The organism is Streptomyces sp. NRRL B-1140, assembly GCF_001280065.1.
GTDB lineage: Bacteria > Actinomycetota > Actinomycetes > Streptomycetales > Streptomycetaceae > Streptomyces.
The window spans coordinates 22,594-47,549 of record NZ_LGEA01000112.1 but is presented as its reverse complement, the minus strand read 5'-3'; the positions used below and the strand labels follow the sequence as shown (position 1 = coordinate 47,549).

The window sequence follows — 24,956 nt, the reverse complement described above, 5'->3', positions numbered from 1 at the left end:
CCCCCCGCCGCAGCGAACGCCCCCCGAGCCATCCGGTGCAGCAACTCCGCCGTAGCCCCCCGCCCGGGCAAGGACCCACCCCTCCCCAGATGCGGAGTCGAGTTCAGCAACCCGAACACCGAGTGCACGGCCGACCGAGCCGCCGGCTCCCCCAGGCCCGGGTACACCTCCCTCACCACCCCCACCCACAGCTCCACGTACTGCCGCTGCAGCTGCCGCACCATCTTCCGGTCACTGTCCCGGAGGCGATCCAGCTCCCGGTCGTGCAGGGTGATCAGAGGCCGGTCGTCGAGCGCGAAGTCGATATGCCCCTCGATCAGCGAGTCCAGCACCTGCTCCGCCCCACCCCCGTCCGCCTCCGCGACCCTCCGCTTCGCCCCCGTCAGCAACTGCCCACTGATCCCCACCAGCAGCTCCGCGAGCATCGCGTCCTTGCCCGCGAAGTGCCGGTACAGCCCGGGCCCGCTGATCCCGACCGCGGCACCTATCTCGTCCACTCCGACCCCGTGGAAGCCCCGCTCGGCGAACAGCCGCGCGGCCTCCTTGAGGATCTGCTCACGGCGGGTGGGGGCGTCGGTTCTGGTGGCCATGAAAACAATTCTAGACAGAGAGGTTAGCGGTCGTTAACCTGAAGGAAATGCGTTAACGCTCATTAACAAGGTGAGGGGACCCGCAGGATGCACGAGGCACCGGAGCTCACGAGCGCGGCAGACCCCGCGTCGGAGGCCTTTCGGGCCAACGAGGAGGCGCACCACGCCCTCGTCGAGGAGCTGCGCACCAAGCTCGCCACCGCCGCACAGGGCGGCGGCGAGAAGGCCCGCGCGCGCCACACCGCGCGCGGCAAGCTGCTCCCCCGCGACCGCGTCGACACCCTCCTCGACCCGGGCTCGCCGTTCCTGGAGCTGGCCCCGCTCGCGGCCGACGGGATGTACGACGGGCAGGCCCCGGCCGCCGGCGTCATCGCCGGCATCGGCCGGGTCAGCGGCCGCGAGACGGTGGTCATCGCCAACGACGCCACGGTCAAGGGCGGCACCTACTACCCGATGACCGTGAAGAAGCACCTCCGCGCCCAGGAGGTCGCCCTCGACAACCGCCTCCCCTGCGTCTACCTGGTGGACTCCGGCGGTGCCTTCCTCCCCATGCAGGACGAGGTCTTCCCCGACCGGGACCACTTCGGCCGGATCTTCTACAACCAGGCCCGCATGTCCGGCGCCGGCATCCCCCAGATCGCCGCCGTCCTCGGCTCGTGCACGGCCGGCGGGGCGTACGTCCCGGCGATGAGCGACGAGGCGGTGATCGTCCGCAACCAGGGCACGATCTTCCTGGGCGGCCCGCCCCTGGTGAGGGCGGCCACCGGCGAGGTCGTCACGGCGGAGGAGCTCGGCGGTGGCGAGGTCCACTCCCGCGTCTCGGGCGTCACGGACCACCTCGCGGAGAACGACGCACACGCACTCCGCATCGTCCGCACCATCGTCTCCACGCTCCCCTCCCGAGGAGCACTCCCCTGGGAGGTCACGGAGGCGACGGAGCCGAAGGTCGACCCGCACAGCCTCTACGGCGCGGTCCCGGTCGACTCCCGCACCCCCTACGACGTGCGCGAGATCATCGCCCGGGTCGTCGACGGCTCCCGCTTCGCCGAGTTCAAGTCCGAGTTCGGCCAGACCCTGGTCACCGGCTTCGCCCGGATCCACGGCCACCCGGTGGGCATCGTCGCCAACAACGGCATCCTCTTCTCCGAGTCCGCCCAGAAGGGCGCGCACTTCATCGAGCTGTGCGACCAGCGCGGCATCCCCCTCGTCTTCCTCCAGAACATCTCCGGCTTCATGGTCGGCAAGGACTACGAGGCGGGCGGCATCGCCAAGCACGGCGCCAAGATGGTCACGGCGGTGGCCTGCACGCGCGTGCCGAAGCTGACGGTCGTGGTGGGCGGCTCGTACGGCGCGGGCAACTACTCCATGTGCGGCAGGGCGTACTCCCCCCGCTTCCTGTGGATGTGGCCGAACGCCAAGATCTCGGTCATGGGCGGCGAGCAGGCCGCCTCGGTCCTCGCGACCGTCAAGCGGGACCAGCTGGAGGGACGCGGCGAGTCCTGGCCGGCGGAGGACGAGGACGCCTTCAAGGCCCCGATCCGCGCCCAGTACGAGCGCCAGGGCAACGCCTACTACGCCTCGGCCCGCCTCTGGGACGACGGTGTGATCGACCCGCTGGACACCCGTCAGGTCCTGGGCCTGGCCCTGACCGCGTGCGCCAACGCGCCTCTGGGTGACCCCCAGTTCGGCGTCTTCCGGATGTGAGGGGACGGACGACGATGTTCGAGACAGTACTGGTGGCCAACCGGGGCGAGATCGCCGTACGCGTCATCCGGACGCTGCGGTCGATGGGCGTGCGCTCGGTGGCCGTCTTCTCCGACGCGGACGCCGACGCCCGGCACGTCCGCGAGGCGGACACGGCGGTCCGGATCGGCCCGCCTCCGGCCTCCGAGAGCTACCTGTCGGTGGAGCGCCTGCTGGAGGCCGCGGCCCGCACAGGTGCGCAGGCCGTCCACCCGGGCTACGGCTTCCTCGCGGAGAACGCCGCCTTCGCGCGCGCCTGCGCCGAGGCCGGCCTGGTCTTCATCGGCCCTCCGGCGGACGCGATCGCCCTGATGGGCGACAAGATCCGCGCCAAGGAGACGGTCCAGGAGGCCGGGGTGCCGGTGGTGCCCGGCGGGCGCGACCCGGATCTGGCGGAGGCGGCCCGCGCGCTGGGCGCGCCCGTGCTGCTCAAGCCCAGCGCGGGCGGCGGCGGCAAGGGCATGCGCCTGGTGCGGGACCTCACCCGGCTGGAGGAGGAGATCGCCTCGGCCCGCCGCGAGGCCCACGCCTCCTTCGGCGACGACACCCTCCTGGTGGAGCGGTGGATCGACCGCCCCCGCCACATCGAGATCCAGGTCCTGGCCGACGGCCACGGGAACGTGGTCCACCTCGGCGAGCGCGAGTGCTCCCTCCAGCGCCGCCACCAGAAGATCATCGAGGAGGCGCCGAGCGTCCTCCTCGACGAGGAGACGCGTGCCGCGATGGGCGAGGCGGCGGTCCAGGCGGCCCGTTCCTGCGGCTACCGGGGCGCGGGCACGGTGGAGTTCATCGTCCCCGGCAACGACCCCTCGTCGTACTACTTCATGGAGATGAACACCCGCCTCCAGGTGGAACACCCGGTCACGGAGCTGATCACCGGCCTGGACCTGGTCGAGTGGCAGCTGCGCGTGGCGGCCGGGGAGCCCCTCGGCTTCACCCAGACGGACGTACGGCTGACCGGTCACGCGGTGGAGGCCCGCATCTGCGCCGAGGACCCGGCCCGCGGTTTCCTCCCCTCCGGCGGCACGATCCTGCGGCTGCGCGAGCCGCAGGGCGACGGCGTGCGCACCGACTCGGGCCTCACTGAGGGCACGGAGGTCGGCAGCCTCTACGACCCGATGCTCTCCAAGGTCATCGCGTACGGCCCCGACCGTGCGACGGCCCTGCGCAAGCTCCGCGCGGCCCTGGCGGAGACCGTCACGCTCGGCGTGCAGACGAACGCCGGGTTCCTGCGCCGCCTGCTCGCCCACCCGGCGGTGGTCTCCGGCGACATGGACACCGGCCTGGTCGAGCGCGAGGTGGAGGACCTGGTCCCGGCGGACGTGCCGGAGGAGGTGTACGAGGCGGCGGCGGCCGTACGCCTGGAGGCCCTGAAGCCCGGGCCGGGAGGCTGGACGGACCCCTTCTCGGTCCCGAGCGGCTGGCGCCTGGGTGGCGAGCCGAAGCCACCGGCCTTCCCCCTGCGAGTGCAGGAGCCCCTGGAGTACACCCCGCGCGGCACGGCCACGGTCACCGCCGACCGGGTCTGCGTCACGCTGGACGGTGTCCGCCACACCTTCCACCGCGCCGCCGACTGGCTGGGCCGCGACGGCGACGCCTGGCACGTACGCGACCACGACCCGGTCGCCGCGTCCCTCACCCGGGCCGCCCACGCGGGCGCCGACTCGCTGACCGCCCCGATGCCCGGCACGGTGACGGTGGTGAAGGTCGCGGTCGGCGACGAGGTGAGCGCCGGTCAGAGCCTGCTGGTGGTGGAGGCGATGAAGATGGAGCACGTCATCTCCGCGCCGCACGCCGGAAAGGTCACCGAACTGGACGTGGCCCCCGGCACCACGGTCGCCATGGACCAGGTGCTGGCGGTCATCGCACCGCACGAGGAGGCGGCGCAATGACAGTCCCCGGACTTCCGATGGCCGTCCCGAGCCGGGACCTGCCCACCCGGGTCCGCATCCACGAGGTCGGCGCCCGGGACGGCCTGCAGAACGAGAAGGCGACGGTCCCCACGGAGGTCAAGGCGCGGTTCATCCACCGCCTGGCCGAGGCCGGCCTGACGACGATCGAGGCGACGAGCTTCGTCCACCCCAAGTGGGTCCCCCAACTGGCGGACGCGGAAGCGCTGTTCCCGATGGTCGCCGACCTGCCCGTCGCGCTCCCGGTCCTCGTCCCGAACGAGCGCGGCCTGGACAGGGCCCTGGCACTCGGCGCCCGCCGGGTGGCCGTCTTCGCCAGCGCCACGGAGTCCTTCGCCAAGGCCAACCTCAACCGCACGGTGGACGAGGCGCTGGCGATGTTCGAGCCGGTGGTGACCCGGGCGAAGGCCGACTCGGCCCACGTCCGCGGCTACCTCTCGATGTGCTTCGGCGACCCCTGGGAGGGCGAGGTCCCGATCGACCGGGTGGTGCGGGTCTGCCGCGCCCTGCTGGACATGGGCTGCGACGAGCTGAGCCTGGGCGACACGATCGGCGTGGCGACCCCGGGCCATGTGGTCGCCCTCCTGGCCGCCCTGGATGAGGCGGGCGTCCCGGTGTCCGCCCTCGGCGTCCACTTCCACGACACCTACGGCCAGGCCCTCGCCAACACCCTGGCGGCGCTCCAGCAGGGCGTCACGACGATCGACGCCTCGGCGGGCGGCCTCGGCGGCTGCCCGTACGCGAAGTCGGCGACGGGCAACCTCGCCACCGAAGACCTCGTGTGGATGCTGCGGGGCCTCGGCATCGACACCGGAATCGACCTCGGCCGCCTCGTCGCCACAAGCGCGTGGATGGCCGCCCACCTGGGCCGACCCAGCCCGTCCCGCACCGTACGAGCCCTGTCCCACGAGGACACCGAGGAGCACTGATCACCATGGACTACCGTCTCTCCCCCGAGCTGGAGGACCTCCGCCGTACGGTCGAGGAGTTCGCACACGAGGTGGTGGCGCCGAAGATCGGCGACTTCTACGAGCGGCACGAGTTCCCGTACGAGATCGTCCGCGAGATGGGCCGCATGGGCCTGTTCGGCCTGCCGTTCCCCGAGGAGTACGGCGGCATGGGCGGCGACTACCTGGCGCTCGGCGTGGCCCTGGAGGAACTGGCGCGGGTCGACTCCTCGATCGCCATCACCCTGGAGGCCGGCGTCTCGCTGGGCGCGATGCCGATCCACCTGTACGGCACCGAGGCGCAGAAGCAGGAGTGGCTCCCCCGCCTCTGCACGGGCGAGATGCTGGGCGCGTTCGGCCTGACGGAGCCGGACGGCGGCAGCGACGCGGGCGCGACCCGCACGACGGCACGCCTGGACTCCGCCACGAACGAGTGGGTCATCAACGGCACGAAGTGCTTCATCACCAACTCGGGCACGGACATCACGGGCCTGGTGACGGTCACGGCGGTCACCGGCCGCAAGCCCGACGGCAGGCCGCAGATCTCCTCGATCATCGTCCCGTCCGGCACACCGGGCTTCACGGTCGCCGCCCCCTACTCCAAGGTCGGCTGGAACGCCTCGGACACCCGCGAACTGTCCTTCACGGATGTCCGGGTCCCGGCGGAGAACCTCCTGGGCGAGGAGGGCCGCGGCTACGCCCAGTTCCTGCGCATCCTCGACGAGGGCCGCATCGCGATCGCTGCCCTGGCGACGGGCCTGGCGCAGGGCTGCGTGGACGAGTCGGTCAAGTACGCGAAGGAACGGCAGGCCTTCGGCAAGCCGATCGCCGCCAACCAGGCCATCCAGTTCAAGATCGCGGACATGGAGATGAAGGCCCACACGGCCCGCCTGGCCTGGCGCGACGCGGCGGCCCGCCTGGTCTCCGGCGCCGCCTTCAAGAAGGAAGCGGCCCTGGCGAAACTGCACTCCTCCACGGTCGCGGTGGACAACGCCCGCGAGGCCACCCAGATCCACGGCGGCTACGGCTTCATGAACGAGTACCCGGTCGCCCGCATGTGGCGAGACTCCAAGATCCTCGAAATCGGCGAGGGCACGAGCGAGGTCCAGCGCATGCTGATCGCGCGGGAGTTGGGGCTGGTGGGCTGAGCGACGCCGAAGGGCCTGCGCCCGCCACGGTGCAGGCCTTTCGGCCGGACGCGGGAGACCGGCGGGCCCGCCCCGGTCACCTCGCCGTCGTCGAGACCGTCTCCCCGTGGGCGGACTGGCCGGGCCCACTCGCCTCCGCCCTGGTACCGCGGTGTTCGTCGATCTGCGCGCCGCCCACCGCGGCGACCAGTACCGCGATGCCGACGAGCACCTGAAGGCAGGTGCTGACGATGGCGCGGAGCCGGTACAGCGGGGCCGCGGTCAGCAGCATGACGCCGCCGGCGATGCCCACGTACAGCCAGTTGGGGGCGAGGACGATGTCGGAGTTGTCCGCGCCGGGATCGAACGGCTTCCAGCCGCTGTAGTCGATGCCGAGCAGGAAAGCCGCCACGACCCCGATGCCGTCCAGGACGAGCAGCCCTACGGCAAGGGCGATGTCACCGGCGAGGGGCAGCCACCGGCGTCCGCCGCCCGGGGGCGGCACGTTGTCACCACGGAACTGCGGCAGGCCGGGAGGTCTCGGAGAGGCGGGGTCGGTCATGGAGACGAGTCTCTCTCGAAGGCCGGGCCCTGAGTGCAGGTACTCAAGGCCCGGCGACGTGCGGTGGTCAGCCGTGGATCAGAGGCGAACCGAGGAGTTCCTGGGTGATGGCACCCTTGCCGTCGCCCTCGATGTCGTAGACGACCGTGGCGTCGGTCGACCACCACAGCTCGCCGTCGTACACGGCGGACGGCGCGACGCAGGTGTTCGCGGGCTCCACCTGGAACCACGAGTAGTTGTCGTTGACGAGCTTGGTCAGGTCGCACGTCTTCGACGTGTAGACGTGGTCCTCACTGGTCTTGGTCAGACGCTCCTCGATCCGCGTCGTGATCTTGAAGCTGGTGAACCGCTTGGAGTTGTCGACGACCTGGTCGTCGATGATCTGCCAGCTCATGACCGACTTGCCGGTCAGGCTGCCGGACAGGGTCGCGGTGTTCTCGACGTAGTACGAGGTCTGCGGCTTGGCGCCGGGGAAGACCACGTCGAACTGCGAGTCTGCCGTGCCGGCCGAGGCCGGTGCCGCGGCCAGGGCGACGAGGGCGAGGGCGGCGGCGCCGCCCGCCACGGCAGTCGGCAGGTGCTTCCTCATGCTGGTGTCCCTTCGGGGTGAGATCGGGTGGGGCCCCGCCCGCGCGGGGCCCCGGGGTCGGCGGTGGGCTTACAGGCCCATGCCGCCGAGGGTGCGCTCCAGGGAGTCGGCGTACAGTCGAGCGCCGCCGATCTTCGGGTGGAACGACTGGGCCGACAGGCCGTAGCCGCTGATGATCGGGTAGTCCAGGGCCGGCTGGTCGGAGTCCACCAGCGTCTTCACAATGCCGTGGACGGTCTCGGGATTGCCGCAGACGGCCTTGCCCGCGAAGTTCTGCTTCGGGTTGGAGAACCAGGCCTTGATGCCCTTGGCCTTCGCATCGTCCACAGCCCCCTGCATCGAGGCTGCGAGCGAGTCGGCCACGCTGTTGAGCCAGTCCGTGGACGAGGCGGACAGACCGATCTGGCCGAGGCCCGGGACCGTGATGCTCAGGCACGCGCCCCTGTCCTCGATCAGCGGCGGGTAGCCCATCAGCACGATCTTGGCGTTGGGGGCCTTCTGGCTGATCTCCGTCAGGACCTTGGTGATGTCCGGCCGGACGATTTCGTTGATCACGCCGACCGCGGCCTTCTCCAGCGGCTGCCCGATGAACTTGCGGTCGCGACCGCCGACGGACTGGTCGACGTCACCGTCCTCGAAGGTCTTGTCCTTGCAGTTGCCGCCGTTGAAGGCGACCAGGCACTTCTGGATGATGTGGGAGAAGCGCGCGTCGTTGCCGCCGATGGAGATGGTGACCAGGGTGGTGTTCTGGTCCAGGTAGCCCTTGTCGATCTGGGTCACCTCACCACCGTTGGACTGCACGATCCCGTTGTGCACCACGTTGTAGGTGCGGGCGCCCGAGCAGGCGATCAGGTGGTAGTCCATGGCGGTGCCGTAGCCGTCGGCCAGGGCGCCGACGGACTGCGAGCGGCCCGGGATCTTCGCCTGACGCGACCACGCCTGGGTGGAGCGGTGGCAGGCGTTGCGGGTCTTCTTGTTCTGCTCGTCGAGGTAGTTGGTCTCCGGGTAGTAGTCCCGGTTGCCCTCGGACGCGCCCTCACCGGAGGAGTACGAGTCGCCCATGCCGACGACGAAGTCCTTCGGCTTGGCCGACAGCGGCTGGAAGGCCACCGAGTCCCAGGCGATGTCCTCGTCGCCGGTGCCGTCCTCGGTGTCGGAGTCCAGGGTCACGGTCGGTGTGCCGGTGAAGTTGAACACGCCCAGGTCGACCCACTTGTTGGAGCCGATCCGCTGCGGGTGCACCCGGACCGGCGACGTGGAGTCGGTGCCGCCGACCCGGTAGGCGGCCTGCCGGGTGTGGGCGCCGTGGTCCGGCATGTGCACGAAGACGCGCATCCAGCCGCGCTGGGTGCCGCCCAGCGTCCACTTGCCGGAGACCTTCAGCCGCTTTCCGTCCGCGGTCGCGAGCCAGCGGGTGTGTCCCATCCAGAAGTGGTTGTTGTTGCCCGCGCCGATCTGGTGCAGGTCCATCTTCGACGGGTACTTGCCGCCCTCGCCGGCGAAGGTGAACTGGAACGTGCCCCTCGATGCCACGGTGCAGGTGCGTCCCGAGGAGCCCGCCGGGATGCTGCCGCTGGGCAGGTCGTCCACGATCAGCGCCCCGGCCGGCAGGCCGGTGTTGCAGCGGGGCGGGTAGGAGTTCTCGTCGGGCTGCTCGGGATAGGTGTCGTCGAACCGGTGGACCGGGTTGCCGCACCGGGCCTCGGTCGTGCAGCTCTTCCAGGCGACCCGCTCGTTCCACCAGCACTTCAGGTACATCGGGTTGTCGTCGTACGGGTCACCGGGCAGCGCGCACGGGCCCTTGCCGTCGTCGTTGGAGGCACCCTCGGTGATCTTCGTGGGCACGCACTGGTTCTGCGTGCCGCAGAAGGTGAAGATGGGCGGCTTGGCCGAGGTCCGGGCGTCGTTGGAGTTCCACCAGGCGGCACGGTAGCCCGCCTGCATGTCACCCGGCTTGAACATCGCGGCGATCGGACGGGCGGCCCAGCCGATCACCTTCTCCTCGTACGGCCAGTCCTGCGGATGCGAGGCGTGGCTGTAGTCGTCCTTGCCCGCGGAGTTCTCCAGGAAGGGGGTCCGGTTCTCCTTCCACAGCGGGTTGGCCGGGTTGTTCGTCCAGCCCACGCCCCACTTGCCGTTCTCCGGCTTGGACTTCGGGTAGTACCCGGAGTTGTAGGCCCACAGCGCGTAGAACCAGTTCTCGATGTACTTCGGATGGCCGTCGTTGATCTCCAGGCCGTCCTTGCGCGTGGTGTTCCACTTCTCGATGAGGATGTTGACACCCGACGCGATGTTCGCCGCGTAGTCCAGCGCGATGGCTTCCTGCTGCGCCGTCGTCTTGGGCGTCTCGTCCTTCTTCTCCTTGCCGTGCATCCGCATGCCGTCGGTGACCTGCGTGATGCCGTAACCGCAGTCGGCCTCGGCGAAGTCGATGGCCCAGGGGTCCTGCTGCTGACCGCTGGCCGCGTACTTGACGCCGTAGAAGTTGCCGATCAGCGAGTTGGCCGTGACACCGGGCACCGCCAGGCGAGTGGCCTGCCACATGTTCGACTCCTGCGCCGTGATGCCGAGCATCACCTGCGCGGGCACGTGCCAGTCCTCACCGGAGCCGCCGGCCAGCGGCGTCAGCGGGAAGAGCGTCTGCGGCGCGTAGGCCGCCATGCCGGTGTTCTTCCAGTTCGCCGGGCGGGTGGCGCCCTTGTTGAGCTTGCCGACGACGGTCTGGTCAACGGCCCACTCGACCTGGCGAGGGGTGGGCTGGAAGGCCTGCTTCTTGGGGTCGTTGCGCGGGACCGAGCAGTAACGGTCGGCTTCCACCGTGTCGTTGCTCGCGGCGCGTGCGCCGAACGAGGTCTTCTCGCCCGGGCCCTTCGCGCCCTGCGCGCGCAGGACCGGACTGGTCTGGGTTCCCTGCGCGATCTCGCGCTGCCCACCGACGGGCTCGGAACCGGGAGGAGCGTCCAGGACGACGGTCTTACGGGTGTCCAGGGTCTCCACCGTGGTGCGGACGGTGCGGGCTTCCAGGGCCTCCTGCGGGCGGATCCGGGAGTCCTTGCCGTCCGCCCAGCGGGCCGTGACGGCGGCCTGGCCCCGGCTGGAGACACGGGCGTCCTTGTCGAGGCCGCCGGGGTTGTTCAGCGCGCCGGCCGCGGCGCGCGCGGTGGAGGCGGCCTTGCCGGTCACGTACACCCGGCCCGAGGGGGTGGCGGTGAGGTCGAACTCGTCGAGCTTGCCCTGCGCGAGCCCGGCGGCCCTGCTCCGGCCGTCGGCCGTCCTGATCTGCGCGGCGCTGACCCGGGAGACCGTGGCGGTGTTCTGGGCGGCCGCGGCGCTGCGCGCGTGCGACGGCTTGGGAGCCGGGTCGATGAAGGTCACACCGCCGTCGGCGTCGGCCTTGAGCTGGAACGGCCAGGCCTTCGTCGTGGCGACGTCGCGGGTCTTGCCACCCTCGACCTTGACGATGTGGTTTCCGGCGGCGGCGACAACGCCCTGGTCGGTGGGCACGGCCGAGGTGACCTGCCCGGTGACCGTCTGCTTGGTGCCGACCTTGCCCGTGCCGGCGTCGACCGTGACCAGACGGGTCTGGTTCTTCGACGACCGGTCGTCGGTCAGCGCCGTGAACACCGCCTCCTCGCCCTGGCCGCAGCCCGGCGAGAAGTAGCCCAGCGTGGCCTGGAACGGCAGCTTGGTGACATGACCGTCGGTCAGGTCGACGACGGCGGTGAACGCTCCGCGCGTCATCAGTTCGGGCTTGTTGGTGAAGGTGCGGGGCGCGTAGGCGACGGCCGCGTACTTCCCGGACTCGGTCAGGCAGGCGTTGCCGATCCAGGAGTCGGTGTCGAAGCCGGGCTCGGACAGGGTGGCCGCCGTCTTCCAGGCGTACCCCTGCTTCTCGTCCGCGACGAGGACGTGGAAGCCGGTGCCGTCACCGGAGGTGGTGTAGGCGCGGTCGGACGACTTCTTGTAGTCCCCGCCGAGGATCTCCTGGCGTCGCTCGGTTGGGACGGCGGCGGGTTGGTCGCCGGGTTTGGTCCCCGGATCGTGGGCGGCCGGTGCCGACCAGCCCTTGGCTTCCCCCTGCGGGTCGGCCGCAGCGTATGCCTGTGTCGTGGCGACACCGGCGGACAGAGCCAGGGTGAGGGCTGCCGTCAGCGGTATCCGCGCACGCCTCAGCATGGCGTTGCGTCTCAAGTGGGTCTCTTTCTACGGATGTGCTTTCCGACTGCGACGGAACGCACGGCGCCGTATCGAAGGAGGAGGTGCTGTCACGCAGGACGAGCGAGCACGTGGTCACCGGCCGCGGTGGTCAGGACGCGGCCGCGCCGGGCACAAGAGTGCGATGGCGGCAGGACGACACGTAAGGCGTAGCGAGACATAGCGCAGCATTCCCCCGTGAAAAGCGCGCTTCGGGGAACCGATGTTCGGTTCAGTGGTCACCGGGACCGTAGCAGTCCGCCACGCTGGGTGTCACTCACAATGTTCACAGCAGAATCACATGTGACACAGGCCACGCATCCCGAGCACCTCAACAGCCGCCCGTAGGCCGCCGTTTGGAGCGACGCACATCACCCCTGTGCAACTGCACATGATCTGGCGGGACTTCGCGCTCCCCCGGGCAAAGTCCCCGCACTCTTACGCCGCGTGACCGGAGTCACCGCCCCGCCGGGCATGGCCCCACACGCCCCCGGGCACGAATATGGGGGCCCTGGACAAAAAAGCAGGTTAGGCTAACCTAAGGTTGATCTCAGCCACGGGGCTGTCGGCCATGCCTGCAGTGGCTCCGTACGCACGAAAGCAGACCCAGTCATGTCGAACGCCAGAACCGCCCGTCTCTCCCGCCGCGGCCTGCTCGCCGCCGGTGGCGCTCTCGGGCTCGGCGCCCTCGTGACCGCTTGTGGCAGTGAGGACTCCAAGGACGGCGGCTCGGACGCGAAGGGTGCCGCCAAGTCCGGCCCCTGGTCCTTCAAGGACGACCGCGGCAAGACCGTGAAGCTGGACCAGGTCCCCACGAAGATCGTCGCGTTCACCGGTGTCGCCGCCGCCCTGTACGACTACGGCATCGAGGTCAAGGGCGTCTTCGGCCCGACGAAGACCAAGGACGGCAAGGCCGACGTCCAGGCCGGCGACATGGACGTCAGCAAGCTGACCGTCTTCGGCAACCGTTTCGACCAGTTCAACGTCGAGCAGTACGCGGCCTTCCAGCCCGAGGTGCTCATCACCACCACCTTCGACGCCGCCGGCACGCTCTGGTACGTCCCGGAGGCGTCCAAGGACAAGATCGCCAAGCTCGCCCCGAGCGTGGCCGTCTCGGTCTTCGACCGTCAGATGCCGAAGCCGCTGCAGCGCATGGCCGAGCTCGCCGAGTCGCTCGGCGCCGACCTGAACGACGCGAAGGTCGTCGAGGCGAAGAAGCGTTTCGAGGCCGCCTCCGAGCGTCTGCGCAAGGCCGCCAAGTCCCGCCCCGAGATCAAGGTGATGGCCGGGTCCGCCTCGGACGCCATCTTCTACGTCTCCGGCTCCAACTTCTCCATCGACCTGGAGTACTTCAAGGCCCTCGGCGTGAACTTCGTCGAGCCCCCGAAGAAGGCCATGGAGGCCAACGGCGGCTGGTTCGAGAACCTCAGCTGGGAGAACGTCGACAAGTACCCGGCCGACATCATCATGATGGACGACCGCGCCTCGACCATCCAGCCGGCCGACATCACCGAGGCCACCTGGAAGAAGCTCCCGGCGGTCAAGGCCGGGCAAGTCATCGCGCGTTCGCCCGAGCCGATCCTGTCGTACGACAAGTGCACCCCTCTGGTCGAGAACCTCGCCAAGGCGATCGAGAGCGCCAAGAAGGTCGCCTGACACCTCCGCCAGGGCACGCCGAGCCTCCGGGAGCGCGTACCGGCCCGTGCCGTGAGGTACATGACCCGGCCTCCCGCGCGCACCGAGCCTCCGGGCGCGCGTGCGGCCCGTCGCGGCCTCCCGGGCCCTCGCCCCGTCCTCCGCGCCCCCGGGAAGGCCGGCACCCCCACTGCCCGACCCCGACTCAGGAGTCGACATGACCACCGCCGTAGCCGCCCCGTTCCGTTTCTTCTCCCTCCAGGTCCTGCGGACGAGGCGGCTCGGTCCGTCCCTGGTCCGCGTCACCTTCGGGGGGCCGGATCTGCACGCCTTCCACTCCGACGGCCAGGACCAGTCCCTGTCCCTGTTCCTGCCGCACCCGGGTCAGCCCGAGCCGGTCGTCCCGCTCGAGCTCGGGGACGGCTGGTGGCAGGGCTGGCGTGAACTCCCGGACGACGTACGGGCCGTGATGCGCTCGTACACCCTGCGCGGCCTGCGGCGGGACCCGGACGAGATCGACATCGACTTCGCCCTGCACGGCATCGGACCGGACGTCTCCGTCCAGGCCGGCCCGGCCTCCCGCTGGGCCGCCCGTGCCACCGCCGGGGACCGGGTCCTGCTGCTCGGCCCGGCCGTCGCCGACAACCGGGCGATCCGCTTCCGGCCGCCCGGGGACACCGATCTGGTCGTCGTCTGGGGCGACGAGACCGCCGTCCCGGCCGCCTCCGCCATCCTCGAGTCGCTCCCGGCCGGCACCCGCGCCCGGGTCTGGCTGGAGGTCCCGCACGCCGGCGACATCCAGGACCTGGTGACCGAGGCCGACGCCGACATCACCTGGCTGGTCAAGGAGGAGGGGACCGCCGAGGGGTCCCCCCTGGCCCTCCGCGCACTCCGCGACACCCCGCTGCCGTCGGCAGAGCGGCCGTACGTCTGGATCGCCGGGGAGTCCGGGTGCGTGAAGGAGCTGCGCCGGCACTTCGTGCGCGAACTCGGGATCGACCGGCGCCGGGTGACGTTCGTCGGCTACTGGCGCCGCGGCGTGAGCGAGGAGCAGCTGCGCGCCGAGGCGTGACCGTGGCCCCGTCCGCCCGACGTGCCACACGTGACCACAGTCACGGCAGGGCACGCGACGAGACTGATCGACTTAGGTTAGGCTTACCTAAGTTGGACGCCGGAGACCAGCCCACCTTGTCCCGCACCGGACTGTCCCCACCGGAGGACCCGCACATGCGCTCGCACCTGCTCAACGACACCACCGCGGAGCAGTACCGCCGCTCCGTGACCGAAGGAGTCGAGCGGGTGGCCGCCAAACTCGCCGCCACCGACCGGCCGTTCACCGGCATCAGCGTCGACGCCCTCTCCCCCCGCATCGACGAGATCGACCTCGACCAGCCGCTGCACGACACCACCGCGGTGCTCGACGAACTGGAGGACGTCTACCTCCGGGACGCGATCTACTTCCACCACCCCCGCTACCTGGCCCACCTGAACTGCCCGGTCGTCATCCCGGCCGTGCTCGGTGAGGCCGTCCTGTCCGCCGTGAACTCCTCCCTGGACACCTGGGACCAGTCGGCCGGCGGCACGCTCATCGAGCGGAAACTGATCGACTGGACGACCGATCGGATCGGCCTCGGCCCGGCCGCCGACGGCGTGTTCACCTCCGGCGGCACCCAGTCCAACCTCCAGGCGCTGCTGCTGGCCCGCGAGGAGGCCAAGAGCAACGACCTCGGCGACCTGCGCATCTTCGCCTCCGAGGTCAGCCACTTCAGCGTGAAGAAGTCCGCGAAGCTGCTCGGGCTCGGGCCGGACGCCGTGGTCTCCATACCCGTCGACCACGACAAGCGCATGCAGACCGTCGCCCTCGCCCGCGAGCTGGAGCGCTGCACGAAGGACGGCCTCGTCCCCATGGCCGTCGTCGCCACCGCCGGCACCACCGACTTCGGCTCCATCGACCCGCTGCCCGAGATCGCGGAGCTGTGCGCGCAGTTCGGCACCTGGATGCACGTAGACGCCGCCTACGGCTGCGGCCTGCTCGCCTCACTGAAGCACCGGGACCGCATCAGCGGCATCGAGCGGGCCGACTCGGTCACCGTCGACTACCACAAGTCCTTCTTCCAGCCGGTGAGTTCCTCGGCCGTGCTGGTGCGGGACGCCGCCACGCTCCGCCACGCCACCTACCACGCCGAGTACCTCAACCCGCGTCGCATGGTCGAGGAGCGCATCCCCAACCAGGTCGACAAGTCCCTGCAGACCACCCGCCGTTTCGACGCCCTGAAGCTGTGGATGACGCTGCGGACCATGGGCGCCGACGGCATCGGCCGGCTCTTCGACGAGGTGTGCGAGCTGGCCCGGGAGGGCTGGAAGCTGATCGCCGCCGACCCGCGCTTCGACGTCGTCGTCGAGCCGAGCCTGTCCACGCTGGTCTTCCGCTACATCCCGGCGGCCGTCACCGACCCCGCCGAGATCGACCGTGCCAACCTCCACGCCCGCAAGGCCCTGTTCGCCTCCGGTGACGCCATCGTCGCGGGCACCAAGGTCGGCGGCCGCCACTACCTGAAGTTCACCCTGCTCAATCCCGAGACGCAGGCGTCCGACATCGCCGCCGTCCTCGACCTGATCGCCGGCCACGCCGAGCAGTACCTGGGAGAGTCCCTTGACCGCGCGTCCTGACAACCCGACCAGAATCCATGACTTCGTGGGCATCGGGCTCGGCCCCTTCAACCTCGGCCTGGCCTGCCTGACCGAGCCGATCGACGAGCTCGACGGCGTCTTCCTGGAGTCGAAGCCCGACTTCGAGTGGCACGCGGGCATGTTCCTGGACGGTGCCCACCTCCAGACGCCGTTCATGTCGGACCTGGTCACCCTCGCCGACCCGACGTCCCCGTACTCCTTCCTGAACTACCTGAAGGAGAAGGGCCGGCTCTACTCGTTCTACATCCGTGAGAACTTCTACCCGCTGCGCGTCGAGTACGACGACTACTGCCGCTGGGCCGCGGGCAAGCTGAGCAGCATCCGCTTCGGCACGACGGTCGCCGAGGTGACGTACGAGGACGAGCTCTACGTCGTGCGGACCACCGCCAAAGACACCTACCGGGCCCGTCACCTGGTCCTCGGCACCGGCACCCCGCCCTACATACCCGAGGCCTGCCAGGGCCTGGGCGGCGACTTCCTCCACAACTCCCGCTACCTGTCCGGCAAGGCGGAGCTGCAGAGGAAGGACTCGATCACCCTGGTCGGCTCCGGCCAGTCGGCGGCCGAGATCTACTACGACCTGCTCAGCGAGATCGACGTCCACGGCTACCGGCTGAACTGGGTGACCCGCTCCCCGCGCTTCTTCCCGCTGGAGTACACCAAGCTCACGCTGGAGATGACGTCCCCGGAGTACGTCGACTACTTCCGCGAGCTGCCCGAGGCGACCCGCTACCGCCTCACGGCCGAGCAGAAGGGCCTGTTCAAGGGCATCGACGGCGACCTCGTCAACGAGATCTTCGACCTGCTCTACCAGAAGAACATCGGCGGCCCCGTCCCCACCCGGCTGCTCACCAACTCCTCGCTGAACAGCGCGCGCTACGAGAACGGCACGTACACCCTCGGCTTCCGCCAGGAGGAGCAGGGCAAGGACTTCGAGCTCCAGTCGCAGGGCCTGGTCCTGGCCACGGGCTACAAGTACGCCGAACCCGAGTTCCTCGCGCCGGTCAAGGACCGCCTGGTCTACGACTCCCACGGCAACTTCGACGTCGCCCGCAACTACGCGATCGACGTCACCGGCCGCGGGATCTTCCTGCAGAACGCCGGGGTCCACACCCACAGCATCACCAGCCCCGACCTCGGCATGGGCCCCTACCGGAACGCGTACATCATCCGTGAGCTGCTCGGCAGCGAGTACTACCCGGTGGAGAAGACGATCGCGTTCCAGGAGTTCGCCGTATGAGCGCCGCCACCGGTATCGGAACGCTCACCGTCCGTCCCCTCGACCCACTGAAGGACGCCGGGCTGCTGCACTCCTGGGTCACCCACCCCAAGGCGGCCTACTGGATGATGCAGGACGCCGGACTCCAGGACGTCGAGCGCGAGTACATGCGGATCGCCGCGCACGAGCACCACGACGCCTACCTCGGTCTGCACGAGGGCCGCCCGGCGTTCCTGATGGAGAAGTACGACCCCCGGTACGTGGAGTTGGTCGGCCTGTACGACCCGGAGCCCGGCGACGTCGGCATGCACTTCCTGGTCGCGCCGACCGACCGGCCGATCCACGGCTTCACCAAGGCCGTCATCACCACCGTGATGGACGAGTTGTTCGCCGACCCGCGCACCCGCCGGGTCGTGGTGGAGCCCGACGTGAGCAACAAGGCCGTCCACGCGCTCAACGAGGCCGTCGGCTTCGTGGCCGAGCGCGAGATCAACAAGCCGGAGAAGCGCGCCCTGCTGAGCTTCTGCACGCGTGCACAGTTCCTGGCCGCCCGAGGAGTAGCCGTATGACCCTGTCCGACGCCGTAGCGCATCTGTCCCCCCACCGCTGGGCGCGGGCCAACCGCCTCCTGATCCGCAAAGCGCTCGCCGAGTTCGCGCACGAGCGGCTGATCACCCCCGAGCAGGACGGGGAGGGTTATGTCGTCCGCAGCGACGACGGCCTGACGAGCTACCGCTTCTCCGCGACCCGTCGCGCCCTGGACCACTGGCAGGTCGACGCCGAGTCGATCACCCGCCACCGGGACGGCACCGAGGTCCCGCTTACCGCGCTGGACTTCTTCATCGAGCTGCAGAAGTCCCTCGGTCTGAGCGACGAGATCCTGCCGGTCTACCTGGAGGAGATCTCCTCCACCCTCTCCGGCACCTGCTACAAGCTCACCAAGCCGAAGACCACGGCGGCCGAACTGGCCCGCGGTGACTTCCAGGCCATCGAGACCGGCATGACCGAGGGCCACCCCTGCTTCGTCGCCAACAACGGCCGGCTCGGCTTCGGCATTCACGAGTACCTGTGCTACGCGCCGGAGACGGCGAGCCCCGTCCGCCTGGTGTGGCTGGCCGCGCACCGGTCGCGTGCCGCGTTCACGGCCGGTGTCGGCATCGAGTACGAGTCGTTCCTGCGCGAGGAGCTGGGCGCGGAGACCGTCGAGCGCTTCCACGGCGTCCTGCGCGAGCAGGACCTGGACCCGGCCGACTACCTCCTCATCCCGGTCCACCCCTGGCAGTGGTGGAACAAGCTCAGCGTCACCTTCGCGGCCGAGGTGGCCCGCCGGCACCTGGTGTGCCTGGGCGAGGGCGACGACGAGTACCTGGCCCAGCAGTCCATCCGGACGTTCTTCAACAGGACCAGCCCCGAGAAGCACTACGTCAAAACGGCGCTCTCGGTCATCAACATGGGCTTCATGCGCGGCCTGTCGGCGGCCTACATGGAGGCTACCCCGGCGATCAACGACTGGCTGGCCCAGCTCATCGAGGGGGACCCGGTGCTCCGGTCCACCGGCCTGTCGATCATCCGGGAGCGCGCGGCCGTCGGCTACCGGCACCTGGAGTACGAGCAGGCCACGGACCGCTACTCGCCGTACCGCAAGATGCTCGCCGCGCTGTGGCGGGAGAGCCCGGTGCCGTCGCTGGCCGAGGGCGAGTCCCTGGCCACCATGGCGTCCCTGGTCCACGTCGACCACGACGGCGCGTCCGTCGCGGGCGCGCTGATCGAGCAGTCGGGCCTCGCCCCGAAGGAGTGGCTGCGCCGCTACCTCCAGGCCTACTTCACGCCCCTCCTGCACAGCTTCTACGCCTACGACCTGGTGTTCATGCCGCACGGCGAGAACGTCATCCTGGTGCTGAAGGACGGGGTGGTGCAGCGCGCGATCTACAAGGACATCGCCGAGGAGATCGCGGTCATGGACCCGGACGCGGTGCTGCCGCCGGCGGTGGAGCGGCTGCGGGTGGAGGTCCCGGAGGACAAGAAACTCCTGTCGATCTTCACGGACGTCTTCGACTGCTTCTTCCGCTTCCTCGCGGCGAACCTCGCCTCGGAGGGGGTCCTGGCGGAGGACGACTTCTGGCGCACGGTCGCGGAGGTCACCCGCGCCTACCAGGAGTCGAGGCCCGAACTCGCCCACCGGTTCGAGCAGTACGACATGTTCGCCCCCGAGTTCGCCCTCTCCTGCCTCAATCGCCTCCAGCTCCGCAACAACGAGCAGATGGTGGACCTGTCCGACCCGTCGGGCGCCCTCCAGCTGGTCGGCAACCTGAAGAACCCGATCGCGGGCTTCTGACCCGGAGACGGACGGGCACCCCGGAGTACGGTCCTCCGGGGTGCCCGTCATCCGTCTGCGCGGCAGGCCGCCGCCGGAGCCGCCTTCCGCTCCGGTCGCGTCCGCCGAGCCCGCTCGCGGCTACTTGGCCCGCCGCGCCACCGTGAAGTGGTCGACCTGGTCACCGCTCTCCGCGATGCCGCGCACCGTCAGTGTGGCCAGGCGTCCCTTCGGCGCGGGGGTGACGTCCACGCGCAGGAAGGAGTAGTCGAGGTAGCGCACCCGGGACCAGGCGACGGTCTCGTTCTGCTTGCCGCCCTCGACGTTGACGAACGAGGCGACGGAGTCCACGTCGTGTTCGTTGCCCTCGTAGGACAGCGGGGCGCTGAACGCGTAGAGGCTGCGTCCGGCCGCACCGGCGGTCACGTAGACCACGCCGTCGGTCTCGGGGTAGGCCGTGCCGCCGATCGGGAGCTTCTTGGCGACCTTGTTCCCCTTGATCACGTCGGTGCGCTCGTACTGGTGGTTGTGGCCGTTGATGACCAGGTCCACGGTGTACTTCTCGAACAGCGGCACCCACTCCTGCCGGACCCCGCCCTCGGAGGCGTGGGAGGTGGAGGTGCAGTAGGCGCAGTGGTGGAAGAAGACGACGATGAAGTCGATGTCGTGGGAGGCGCGGTACTTCTTGAGCTGCGCCTCGAGCCACTTGGTCTGGGTGCCGCCGGAGATGCCGAGGTTGGCCGGGATCTCGAAGGAGATGTCGTTGGCGTCGAGCGAGATGATCGCCGTGTTGCCGTGGACGAAGGAGTAGACGCCCGGCAGGTTCTTCTTGTCGGGCCCGTTGTCGGGCAGGGTCCAGCGGGCTTCTTCGCCGCCGTAGCCGTTGGGCGAGTACCAGGCCTCCATGTCGTGGTTGCCGTAGGCGGGCATCCAGGGGACGGACTTGGCGACGGACTCGGTCTGGGCGAGGAACTGGTCCCAGACGCGGGAGTCGAAGCCGGTGTCGTCGGTCCTGCCCTGGCCGGTCGGGTCGCCGTAGGCGATGTCACCGGCATGCAGGTGGAAGGCCGGGTTCTGGCCGAGGAGCAGGCTGTTGCTGGCGAGCGCGTGGTAGCTGACGCCCTCGTCGCCGAAGGCCGTGAAGGTGAACGGCGCCTTGTGCGCGGGGGCGGTGGTGAAGGTGCCGAGGGTGCCCAGGAGGTGCGGTGCGGCCGGGTCGAAGCCCTGGTGGCCGACGCCGTAGTAGTACGTCCGGCCCGGCTTCAGACGGCTCAGCCTGGCGTGGACGTAGTACTGGGTGTGGTTGCCGCTCGCGCCGACTCCGGCGGGCGTGAAGAGGGTGCGGACCTCGGCGTCGATCTTGCGGGAGAGGTCCCAGGGGTGGGCGCCGATGCGGATGAACGGCTTCTTGACGGCGACGGGGACCTGCCAGGAGACGGTCATCTCCGTGCGCGGGTCGGTGCCGTAGGCGAGGTGGCGGCCGAAGGGGGCGACGAGAGCGCCGTCGACGGATGCGGTCGCCGGGGCGGTGCGGGCCGTCGGCACGGCGGCCTGGGCGGTGGCGCCGGGCACGAACGCGCCACCCGCGACGGCGCCGAGCGTGACGGCCCCGCCTCTGATCATCGTGCGCCGGGAGAATTTCACGCGCAGGTACTCGTGCTGCTCGGCCATGCTCATGCGCTCGGCGAGCCGCTCGGGTACGCCCATACGAGGAGTGTCCATGGCGTCCAAAAGTCGACGCCTCGGGCAACGGGATCCCGGACGTCCGGTGGACGGATCACGAACAGCCACTCATGACAGGTTCAACGTTCCCCCAAAAGCTCACCACAAGGGTCTGCCCGAAATCGGGCAGAATTCTTGCGAAAGAGCCGCCGGTGGCCCAAGATCTAGCGAGTGCACGACGAACTCGTTGATCATCTGAACCGGTCCACCGCCCTCGGCCGGGGCGAGGCGCTGCGTGTGATCCAGGACGTGCTCGCCTACTTCGACGAGACGACCGAGGAATACGTCCGTCGCCGCCACCGCGAGCTCCAGGCCCAGGGCCTGGTCAACGCGGAGATCTTCGAACGGATCGGGGCGGACCTCAAATACCGCGCGGTGGCCCCGCCGGAGCTCTCGCTCCGGCAGCTGCGGCGCATCGTCTACGGCTAGGAATACGTATACATGTGCGGAATCGTCGGTTACATCGGCAAGCGTGACGTCGCGCCCCTCCTCCTGGAGGGCCTCCAGCGCCTGGAGTACCGCGGCTACGACTCCGCGGGCATCGTCGTCACCACCCCTTCGAGCGGCCGCCTGAAGATGGTCAAGGCCAAGGGCCGCGTCCGCGACCTGGAGGCGAAGGTCCCGGCCCGCTTCAAGGGCACGACCGGCATCGCCCACACCCGCTGGGCCACCCACGGCGCTCCGTCCGACGTGAACGCGCACCCGCACCTGGACGCCGAGGGCAAGGTCGCCGTCGTCCACAACGGCATCATCGACAACGCCTCCGACCTGCGCCGCAAGCTGGAGGCGGACGGCGTCGAGTTCCTGTCCGAGACCGACACCGAGGTCCTCGTCCACCTCATCGCCCGCTCGCAGGCGACCAAGCTGGAGGACAAGGTCCGCGACACCCTCCGGGTGATCGAGGGCACGTACGGCATCGCCGTCATGCACGCCGACTTCCCCGACCGGATCGTCGTCGCCCGCAACGGCTCCCCGGTCGTCCTCGGCATCGGCGAGAAGGAGATGTTCGTCGCCTCCGACATCGCCGCGCTGGTCTCCCACACGCGGCAGATCGTCACCCTCGACGACGGCGAGATGGCCACCCTCAAGGCCGACGACTTCCGCACCTACACCACCGAGGGCACCCGCACCACCGCCGAGCCCACCACCGTGGAGTGGGAGGCCGCCTCCTACGACATGGGCGGCCACGACACGTACATGCACAAGGAGATCCACGAGCAGGCCGAGGCCGTGGACCGCGTGCTGCGCGGCCGCATCGACGACCGCTTCTCCACCGTGCACCTGGGCGGCCTGAACCTGGACGCCCGCGAGGCCCGGCGGATCCGCCGCGTGAAGATCCTCGGCTGCGGCACCTCGTACCACGCGGGCATGATCGGCGCCCAGATGATCGAGCAGCTGGCCCGCATCCCCGCCGACGCGGAGCCGGCCTCGGAGTTCCGTTACCGCAACGCGGTCGTCGACCCCGACACCCTCTACGTCGCCGTCTCCCAGTCCGGCGAGACCTACGACGTGCTGGCCGCCGTGCAGGAGCTCAAGCGCAAGGGCGCGCGCGTCCTGGGCGTGGTGAACGTGGTCGGCTCGGCCATCGCCCGCGAGGCGGACGGCGGCATCTACGTGCACGCCGGCCCCGAGGTCTGCGTCGTCTCCACCAAGTGCTTCACCAACACCACGGTGGCCTTCGCCCTCCTCGCCCTCCACCTCGGCCGCACCCGCGACCTGTCGGTCCGCGACGGCAAGCGGATCATCGAGGGTCTGCGCAAGCTGCCCGCGCAGATCGCCGAGATCATGGAGCTGGAGGAGGAGGTCAAGAAGCTGGCCCAGCAGTTCGCCGACGCCCGCTCGATGCTCTTCATCGGCCGTGTCCGGGGCTACCCCGTGGCCCGCGAGGCCTCCCTGAAGCTCAAGGAGATCTCCTACATCCACGCCGAGGCCTACCCCGCCTCGGAGCTCAAGCACGGCCCGCTGGCCCTGATCGAGCCGGCCCTGCCGACGGTCGCGATCGTCCCCGACGACGACCTGCTGGAGAAGAACCGCGCCGCCATGGAGGAGATCAAGGCCCGCAGCGGCAAGATCCTCGCCGTGGCCCACCAGCCCCAGGAGAAGGCCGACGAGACGATCGTCGTCCCCAAGAACGAGGACGAGCTGGACCCGATCCTCATGGGCATCCCGCTCCAGCTCCTGGCGTACCACGTGGCTCTGGTCCTGGGCAGGGACATCGACAAGCCGCGGAACCTGGCCAAGTCGGTGACGGTGGAGTAAGTGACCCCCTGTTAGGGGCGCGGGGAACTGCGCGAAGGACCCCCACGCACCCGCACAGGCCACTCAAGAAGACGGACCCCCACGTGCTGCCACCATGCACGGGGGGTCCGTTTCATCGCCGGGAAGCCGCCCAACTCCCCGGCCCGCGCAGCTAACCGGTGGCCGTCACTCCCCGGCCCGCAGCGCGTCGCGGAAGAACAGTCGGCCAGTGCGCAAGCGTGGCAGTGGCCGCGTACCAGGCCACCGCCCCCGCGGCCACGGCGAACCACCCGCCCGCCTTCGTGAGCCCGTCGCTCCCGGCGAACTCGGCGACCGACATGAGCAACAGCGCGACGAAGAACAGCCCGTACACGCCCTGCCCCAGCTGATCCCCGCCCGCGAGGGTCAGAGACAGCGCCACCAGGGCGAACAACAGCAGGAACAGCCCTGCCCCGTTGCCGGAGGCGGTCTCGGACACGGCCCAGGTGAACCACAGTGCCCCGAGCACCGAGAACGCCGTACCACCGGCGGCGTCGCCCTCCCGCAGGGCCATGAGCCCGGCGGCGAAGAGCGCAATGCCCCCCACGTACTGGGCGATTGATGCCGCGTCAGCGGCTGACACGCCGTCGATCACGGCGGCATGTCCCAGCCCGAAGGCCAACAGGGTGATGGCCAGGGCGAGTCGACCGGCCACGGTCGTGATTCCGCTTCCCGCGGAGACGTCTTTGTCCACGGCGGGCTCCCTTCGTGCAGGTGCAGTGGTGCGGTGTTCCGTATATGCCCTTCACAAAGGCACAAACACCTCTGCGCGCGAGTGGATTCGCGCGTGACACCAAGGGAGTCGAAGCTCAGGGGATGACGATGACGGGCCGCTGCGCCCGCTTGGCGAGCCGCCCGGCGACGGAGCCGAAGATGCGCCCCACGAGACCGTGGGTGGATCCGACGACGATCGCGTCGGCCTCGTACTCCCGGCCGACCTCTTCGAGTTCGTGGCAGATGTCACCGCCGCGCTCGACCAGGATCCAGGGCACCTCGGCGAGATAGTCCGCACAAGCCAGCTCGAGTCCGAGCACCTCGGTGCGGTGGTCCGGCACGTCCACGAACACCGGCGGCTCGCAGCCGGCCCACACGGTGGTCGGCAGCCGGTTGGCGACATGGACGATGATCAGGCCCGACCCGGAACGGTGGGCCATGCCGATGGCGTAGGCCAGGGCGCGCTCGCTGGACGTGGAGCCGTCGAAGCCGACGACGACCCCGTGCTTGAAGGCGGGATCGCAGGAGTGGCGTGGCTCTTTCGCCGCCAGGGGCTCGGCCGCCGTGGGATCGGCGACGGGCCGCTTGCGGTCCGCGGGTTCGGAGAATTCGTGACCGGCCATGGCTGTCTCGGCGTTGTGATCCTTATACGGGAGGGACGACAGTGTGCGGCGGAGCTGTGTCCGGGAATGGTCTTCCCAACCCCATACCCTCAAGGGTAC

General features: G+C 69.8%; 19 protein-coding genes. 12 read left to right on the top strand and 7 right to left on the bottom strand.

Annotated elements, in window-relative coordinates; all coding sequences use genetic code 11:
• Positions 1–590: TetR/AcrR family transcriptional regulator (locus ADK65_RS25905; RefSeq protein ID WP_053673149.1), on the bottom strand; the 590-nt coding region annotated here is incomplete at its 3' end.
• 87 nt (positions 591–677) lie between these two features.
• Between ADK65_RS25905 and ADK65_RS25900 the strand changes: the two genes are divergently transcribed.
• Genes ADK65_RS25900 through ADK65_RS25885 form a run of 4 tightly spaced genes read left to right on the top strand, consistent with a single transcriptional unit; the run spans position 678 to position 6,338 of the window.
• Positions 678–2,294 carry a carboxyl transferase domain-containing protein gene (locus tag ADK65_RS25900; RefSeq protein ID WP_053673147.1) on the top strand — a complete coding sequence of 539 codons (1,617 nt, stop codon included), beginning with the start codon at positions 678–680 and terminating at the stop codon, positions 2,292–2,294.
• 14 nt (positions 2,295–2,308) lie between these two features.
• Positions 2,309–4,225 carry an acetyl-CoA carboxylase biotin carboxylase subunit gene (locus tag ADK65_RS25895; RefSeq protein WP_053673145.1) on the top strand — a complete coding sequence of 639 codons (1,917 nt, stop codon included), beginning with the start codon at positions 2,309–2,311 and terminating at the stop codon, positions 4,223–4,225.
• The gene (locus ADK65_RS25890) at positions 4,222–5,172 is read left to right on the top strand and encodes a hydroxymethylglutaryl-CoA lyase (protein ID WP_053673144.1); all 951 of its coding nucleotides are present in this window, start codon (positions 4,222–4,224) and stop codon (positions 5,170–5,172) included. Before ADK65_RS25895 ends, ADK65_RS25890 begins: the two co-directional genes overlap by 4 nt.
• Positions 5,173–5,177: 5 nt before the next feature.
• The gene (locus ADK65_RS25885) at positions 5,178–6,338 is read left to right on the top strand and encodes an acyl-CoA dehydrogenase family protein (protein ID WP_053673141.1); all 1,161 of its coding nucleotides are present in this window, start codon (positions 5,178–5,180) and stop codon (positions 6,336–6,338) included.
• A gap of 76 nt (positions 6,339–6,414) precedes the next feature.
• On the opposite strand, the gene ADK65_RS25880 is transcribed toward ADK65_RS25885, so the two are convergent.
• The 3 genes from ADK65_RS25880 to ADK65_RS25870 form a co-directional block, all read right to left on the bottom strand.
• Positions 6,415–6,879 (bottom strand): DUF6234 family protein, encoded by a 465-nt coding sequence (locus ADK65_RS25880; protein ID WP_053673139.1) that lies wholly within the window; start codon positions 6,877–6,879, stop codon positions 6,415–6,417.
• Between the two features lie 67 nt (positions 6,880–6,946).
• Complete coding sequence (locus ADK65_RS25875; protein WP_063788055.1) at positions 6,947–7,468, bottom strand: hypothetical protein; 522 nt, start codon at positions 7,466–7,468, stop codon at positions 6,947–6,949.
• A 69-nt stretch (positions 7,469–7,537) separates the two neighbouring features.
• Positions 7,538–11,659, bottom strand: coding sequence for an SGNH/GDSL hydrolase family protein (locus tag ADK65_RS25870; RefSeq protein ID WP_234352957.1), 4,122 nt, complete (start codon positions 11,657–11,659; stop codon positions 7,538–7,540).
• A 615-nt stretch (positions 11,660–12,274) separates the two neighbouring features.
• Here ADK65_RS25870 and ADK65_RS25865 point away from each other — a divergent pair.
• The 6 genes from ADK65_RS25865 to ADK65_RS25840 all read left to right on the top strand — a co-directional run bounded on the left by ADK65_RS25865 (position 12,275) and on the right by ADK65_RS25840 (position 19,542).
• A complete protein-coding gene (locus ADK65_RS25865; protein WP_053673134.1) occupies positions 12,275–13,318 on the top strand; it encodes an ABC transporter substrate-binding protein in 1,044 nt (347 codons plus the stop codon).
• A gap of 196 nt (positions 13,319–13,514) precedes the next feature.
• Positions 13,515–14,369, top strand: coding sequence for a siderophore-interacting protein (locus ADK65_RS25860; protein ID WP_053673132.1), 855 nt, complete (start codon positions 13,515–13,517; stop codon positions 14,367–14,369).
• 155 nt (positions 14,370–14,524) lie between these two features.
• Positions 14,525–15,967, top strand: coding sequence for a lysine decarboxylase DesA (gene desA / locus ADK65_RS25855; protein ID WP_053673130.1), 1,443 nt, complete (start codon positions 14,525–14,527; stop codon positions 15,965–15,967).
• Entirely contained in the window at positions 15,951–17,228 is a 1,278-nt protein-coding gene (locus ADK65_RS25850) for a lysine N(6)-hydroxylase/L-ornithine N(5)-oxygenase family protein (protein ID WP_053673128.1), read from the top strand. Before desA ends, ADK65_RS25850 begins: the two co-directional genes overlap by 17 nt.
• Positions 17,225–17,776 carry a GNAT family N-acetyltransferase gene (locus ADK65_RS25845; protein ID WP_053673126.1) on the top strand — a complete coding sequence of 184 codons (552 nt, stop codon included), beginning with the start codon at positions 17,225–17,227 and terminating at the stop codon, positions 17,774–17,776. Before ADK65_RS25850 ends, ADK65_RS25845 begins: the two co-directional genes overlap by 4 nt.
• Positions 17,773–19,542 carry an IucA/IucC family protein gene (locus tag ADK65_RS25840; protein ID WP_053673123.1) on the top strand — a complete coding sequence of 590 codons (1,770 nt, stop codon included), beginning with the start codon at positions 17,773–17,775 and terminating at the stop codon, positions 19,540–19,542. Before ADK65_RS25845 ends, ADK65_RS25840 begins: the two co-directional genes overlap by 4 nt.
• Before the next feature lie 120 nt (positions 19,543–19,662).
• Here ADK65_RS25840 and ADK65_RS25835 read toward each other — a convergent pair whose 3' ends face one another.
• On the bottom strand, positions 19,663–21,228 hold the full coding sequence (locus tag ADK65_RS25835) for a purple acid phosphatase family protein (protein WP_053673121.1): 1,566 nt from the start codon (positions 21,226–21,228) through the stop codon (positions 19,663–19,665).
• A gap of 186 nt (positions 21,229–21,414) precedes the next feature.
• On the opposite strand from ADK65_RS25835, the gene ADK65_RS25830 reads away from it, so the two are divergent.
• Together ADK65_RS25830 and glmS are read left to right on the top strand one after the other, a co-directional pair.
• Complete coding sequence (locus ADK65_RS25830) at positions 21,415–21,672, top strand: hypothetical protein (RefSeq protein WP_053673119.1); 258 nt, start codon at positions 21,415–21,417, stop codon at positions 21,670–21,672.
• Positions 21,673–21,684: 12 nt separating this feature from the next.
• Complete coding sequence (gene glmS, locus ADK65_RS25825) at positions 21,685–23,502, top strand: glutamine--fructose-6-phosphate transaminase (isomerizing) (RefSeq protein ID WP_053673117.1); 1,818 nt, start codon at positions 21,685–21,687, stop codon at positions 23,500–23,502.
• Between the two features lie 151 nt (positions 23,503–23,653).
• On the opposite strand, the gene ADK65_RS25820 is transcribed toward glmS, so the two are convergent.
• Positions 23,654–24,214 carry a GPR1/FUN34/YaaH family transporter gene (locus ADK65_RS25820; protein ID WP_053673115.1) on the bottom strand — a complete coding sequence of 187 codons (561 nt, stop codon included), beginning with the start codon at positions 24,212–24,214 and terminating at the stop codon, positions 23,654–23,656.
• A 115-nt stretch (positions 24,215–24,329) separates the two neighbouring features.
• A complete protein-coding gene (locus tag ADK65_RS25815; RefSeq protein ID WP_053673112.1) occupies positions 24,330–24,857 on the bottom strand; it encodes a universal stress protein in 528 nt (175 codons plus the stop codon).
• Positions 24,858–24,956 lie beyond the last annotated feature (99 nt).

Coding starts and splice junctions, on each gene's coding strand:
- ADK65_RS25865 (WP_053673134.1), top strand. CDS start 12,275: ATGTCGAACGCCAGAACCGCCCGTCTCTCCCGCCGCGGCCTGCTCGCC.
- ADK65_RS25845 (WP_053673126.1), top strand. CDS start 17,225: ATGAGCGCCGCCACCGGTATCGGAACGCTCACCGTCCGTCCCCTCGAC.
- ADK65_RS25835 (WP_053673121.1), bottom strand. CDS start 21,228: ATGGGCGTACCCGAGCGGCTCGCCGAGCGCATGAGCATGGCCGAGCAG.
- ADK65_RS25880 (WP_053673139.1), bottom strand. CDS start 6,879: ATGACCGACCCCGCCTCTCCGAGACCTCCCGGCCTGCCGCAGTTCCGT.
- ADK65_RS25840 (WP_053673123.1), top strand. CDS start 17,773: ATGACCCTGTCCGACGCCGTAGCGCATCTGTCCCCCCACCGCTGGGCG.
- glmS (WP_053673117.1), top strand. CDS start 21,685: ATGTGCGGAATCGTCGGTTACATCGGCAAGCGTGACGTCGCGCCCCTC.
- ADK65_RS25875 (WP_063788055.1), bottom strand. CDS start 7,468: ATGAGGAAGCACCTGCCGACTGCCGTGGCGGGCGGCGCCGCCGCCCTC.
- ADK65_RS25860 (WP_053673132.1), top strand. CDS start 13,515: ATGACCACCGCCGTAGCCGCCCCGTTCCGTTTCTTCTCCCTCCAGGTC.
- ADK65_RS25815 (WP_053673112.1), bottom strand. CDS start 24,857: ATGGCCGGTCACGAATTCTCCGAACCCGCGGACCGCAAGCGGCCCGTC.
- ADK65_RS25900 (WP_053673147.1), top strand. CDS start 678: ATGCACGAGGCACCGGAGCTCACGAGCGCGGCAGACCCCGCGTCGGAG.
- desA (WP_053673130.1), top strand. CDS start 14,525: ATGCGCTCGCACCTGCTCAACGACACCACCGCGGAGCAGTACCGCCGC.
- ADK65_RS25890 (WP_053673144.1), top strand. CDS start 4,222: ATGACAGTCCCCGGACTTCCGATGGCCGTCCCGAGCCGGGACCTGCCC.
- ADK65_RS25885 (WP_053673141.1), top strand. CDS start 5,178: ATGGACTACCGTCTCTCCCCCGAGCTGGAGGACCTCCGCCGTACGGTC.
- ADK65_RS25895 (WP_053673145.1), top strand. CDS start 2,309: ATGTTCGAGACAGTACTGGTGGCCAACCGGGGCGAGATCGCCGTACGC.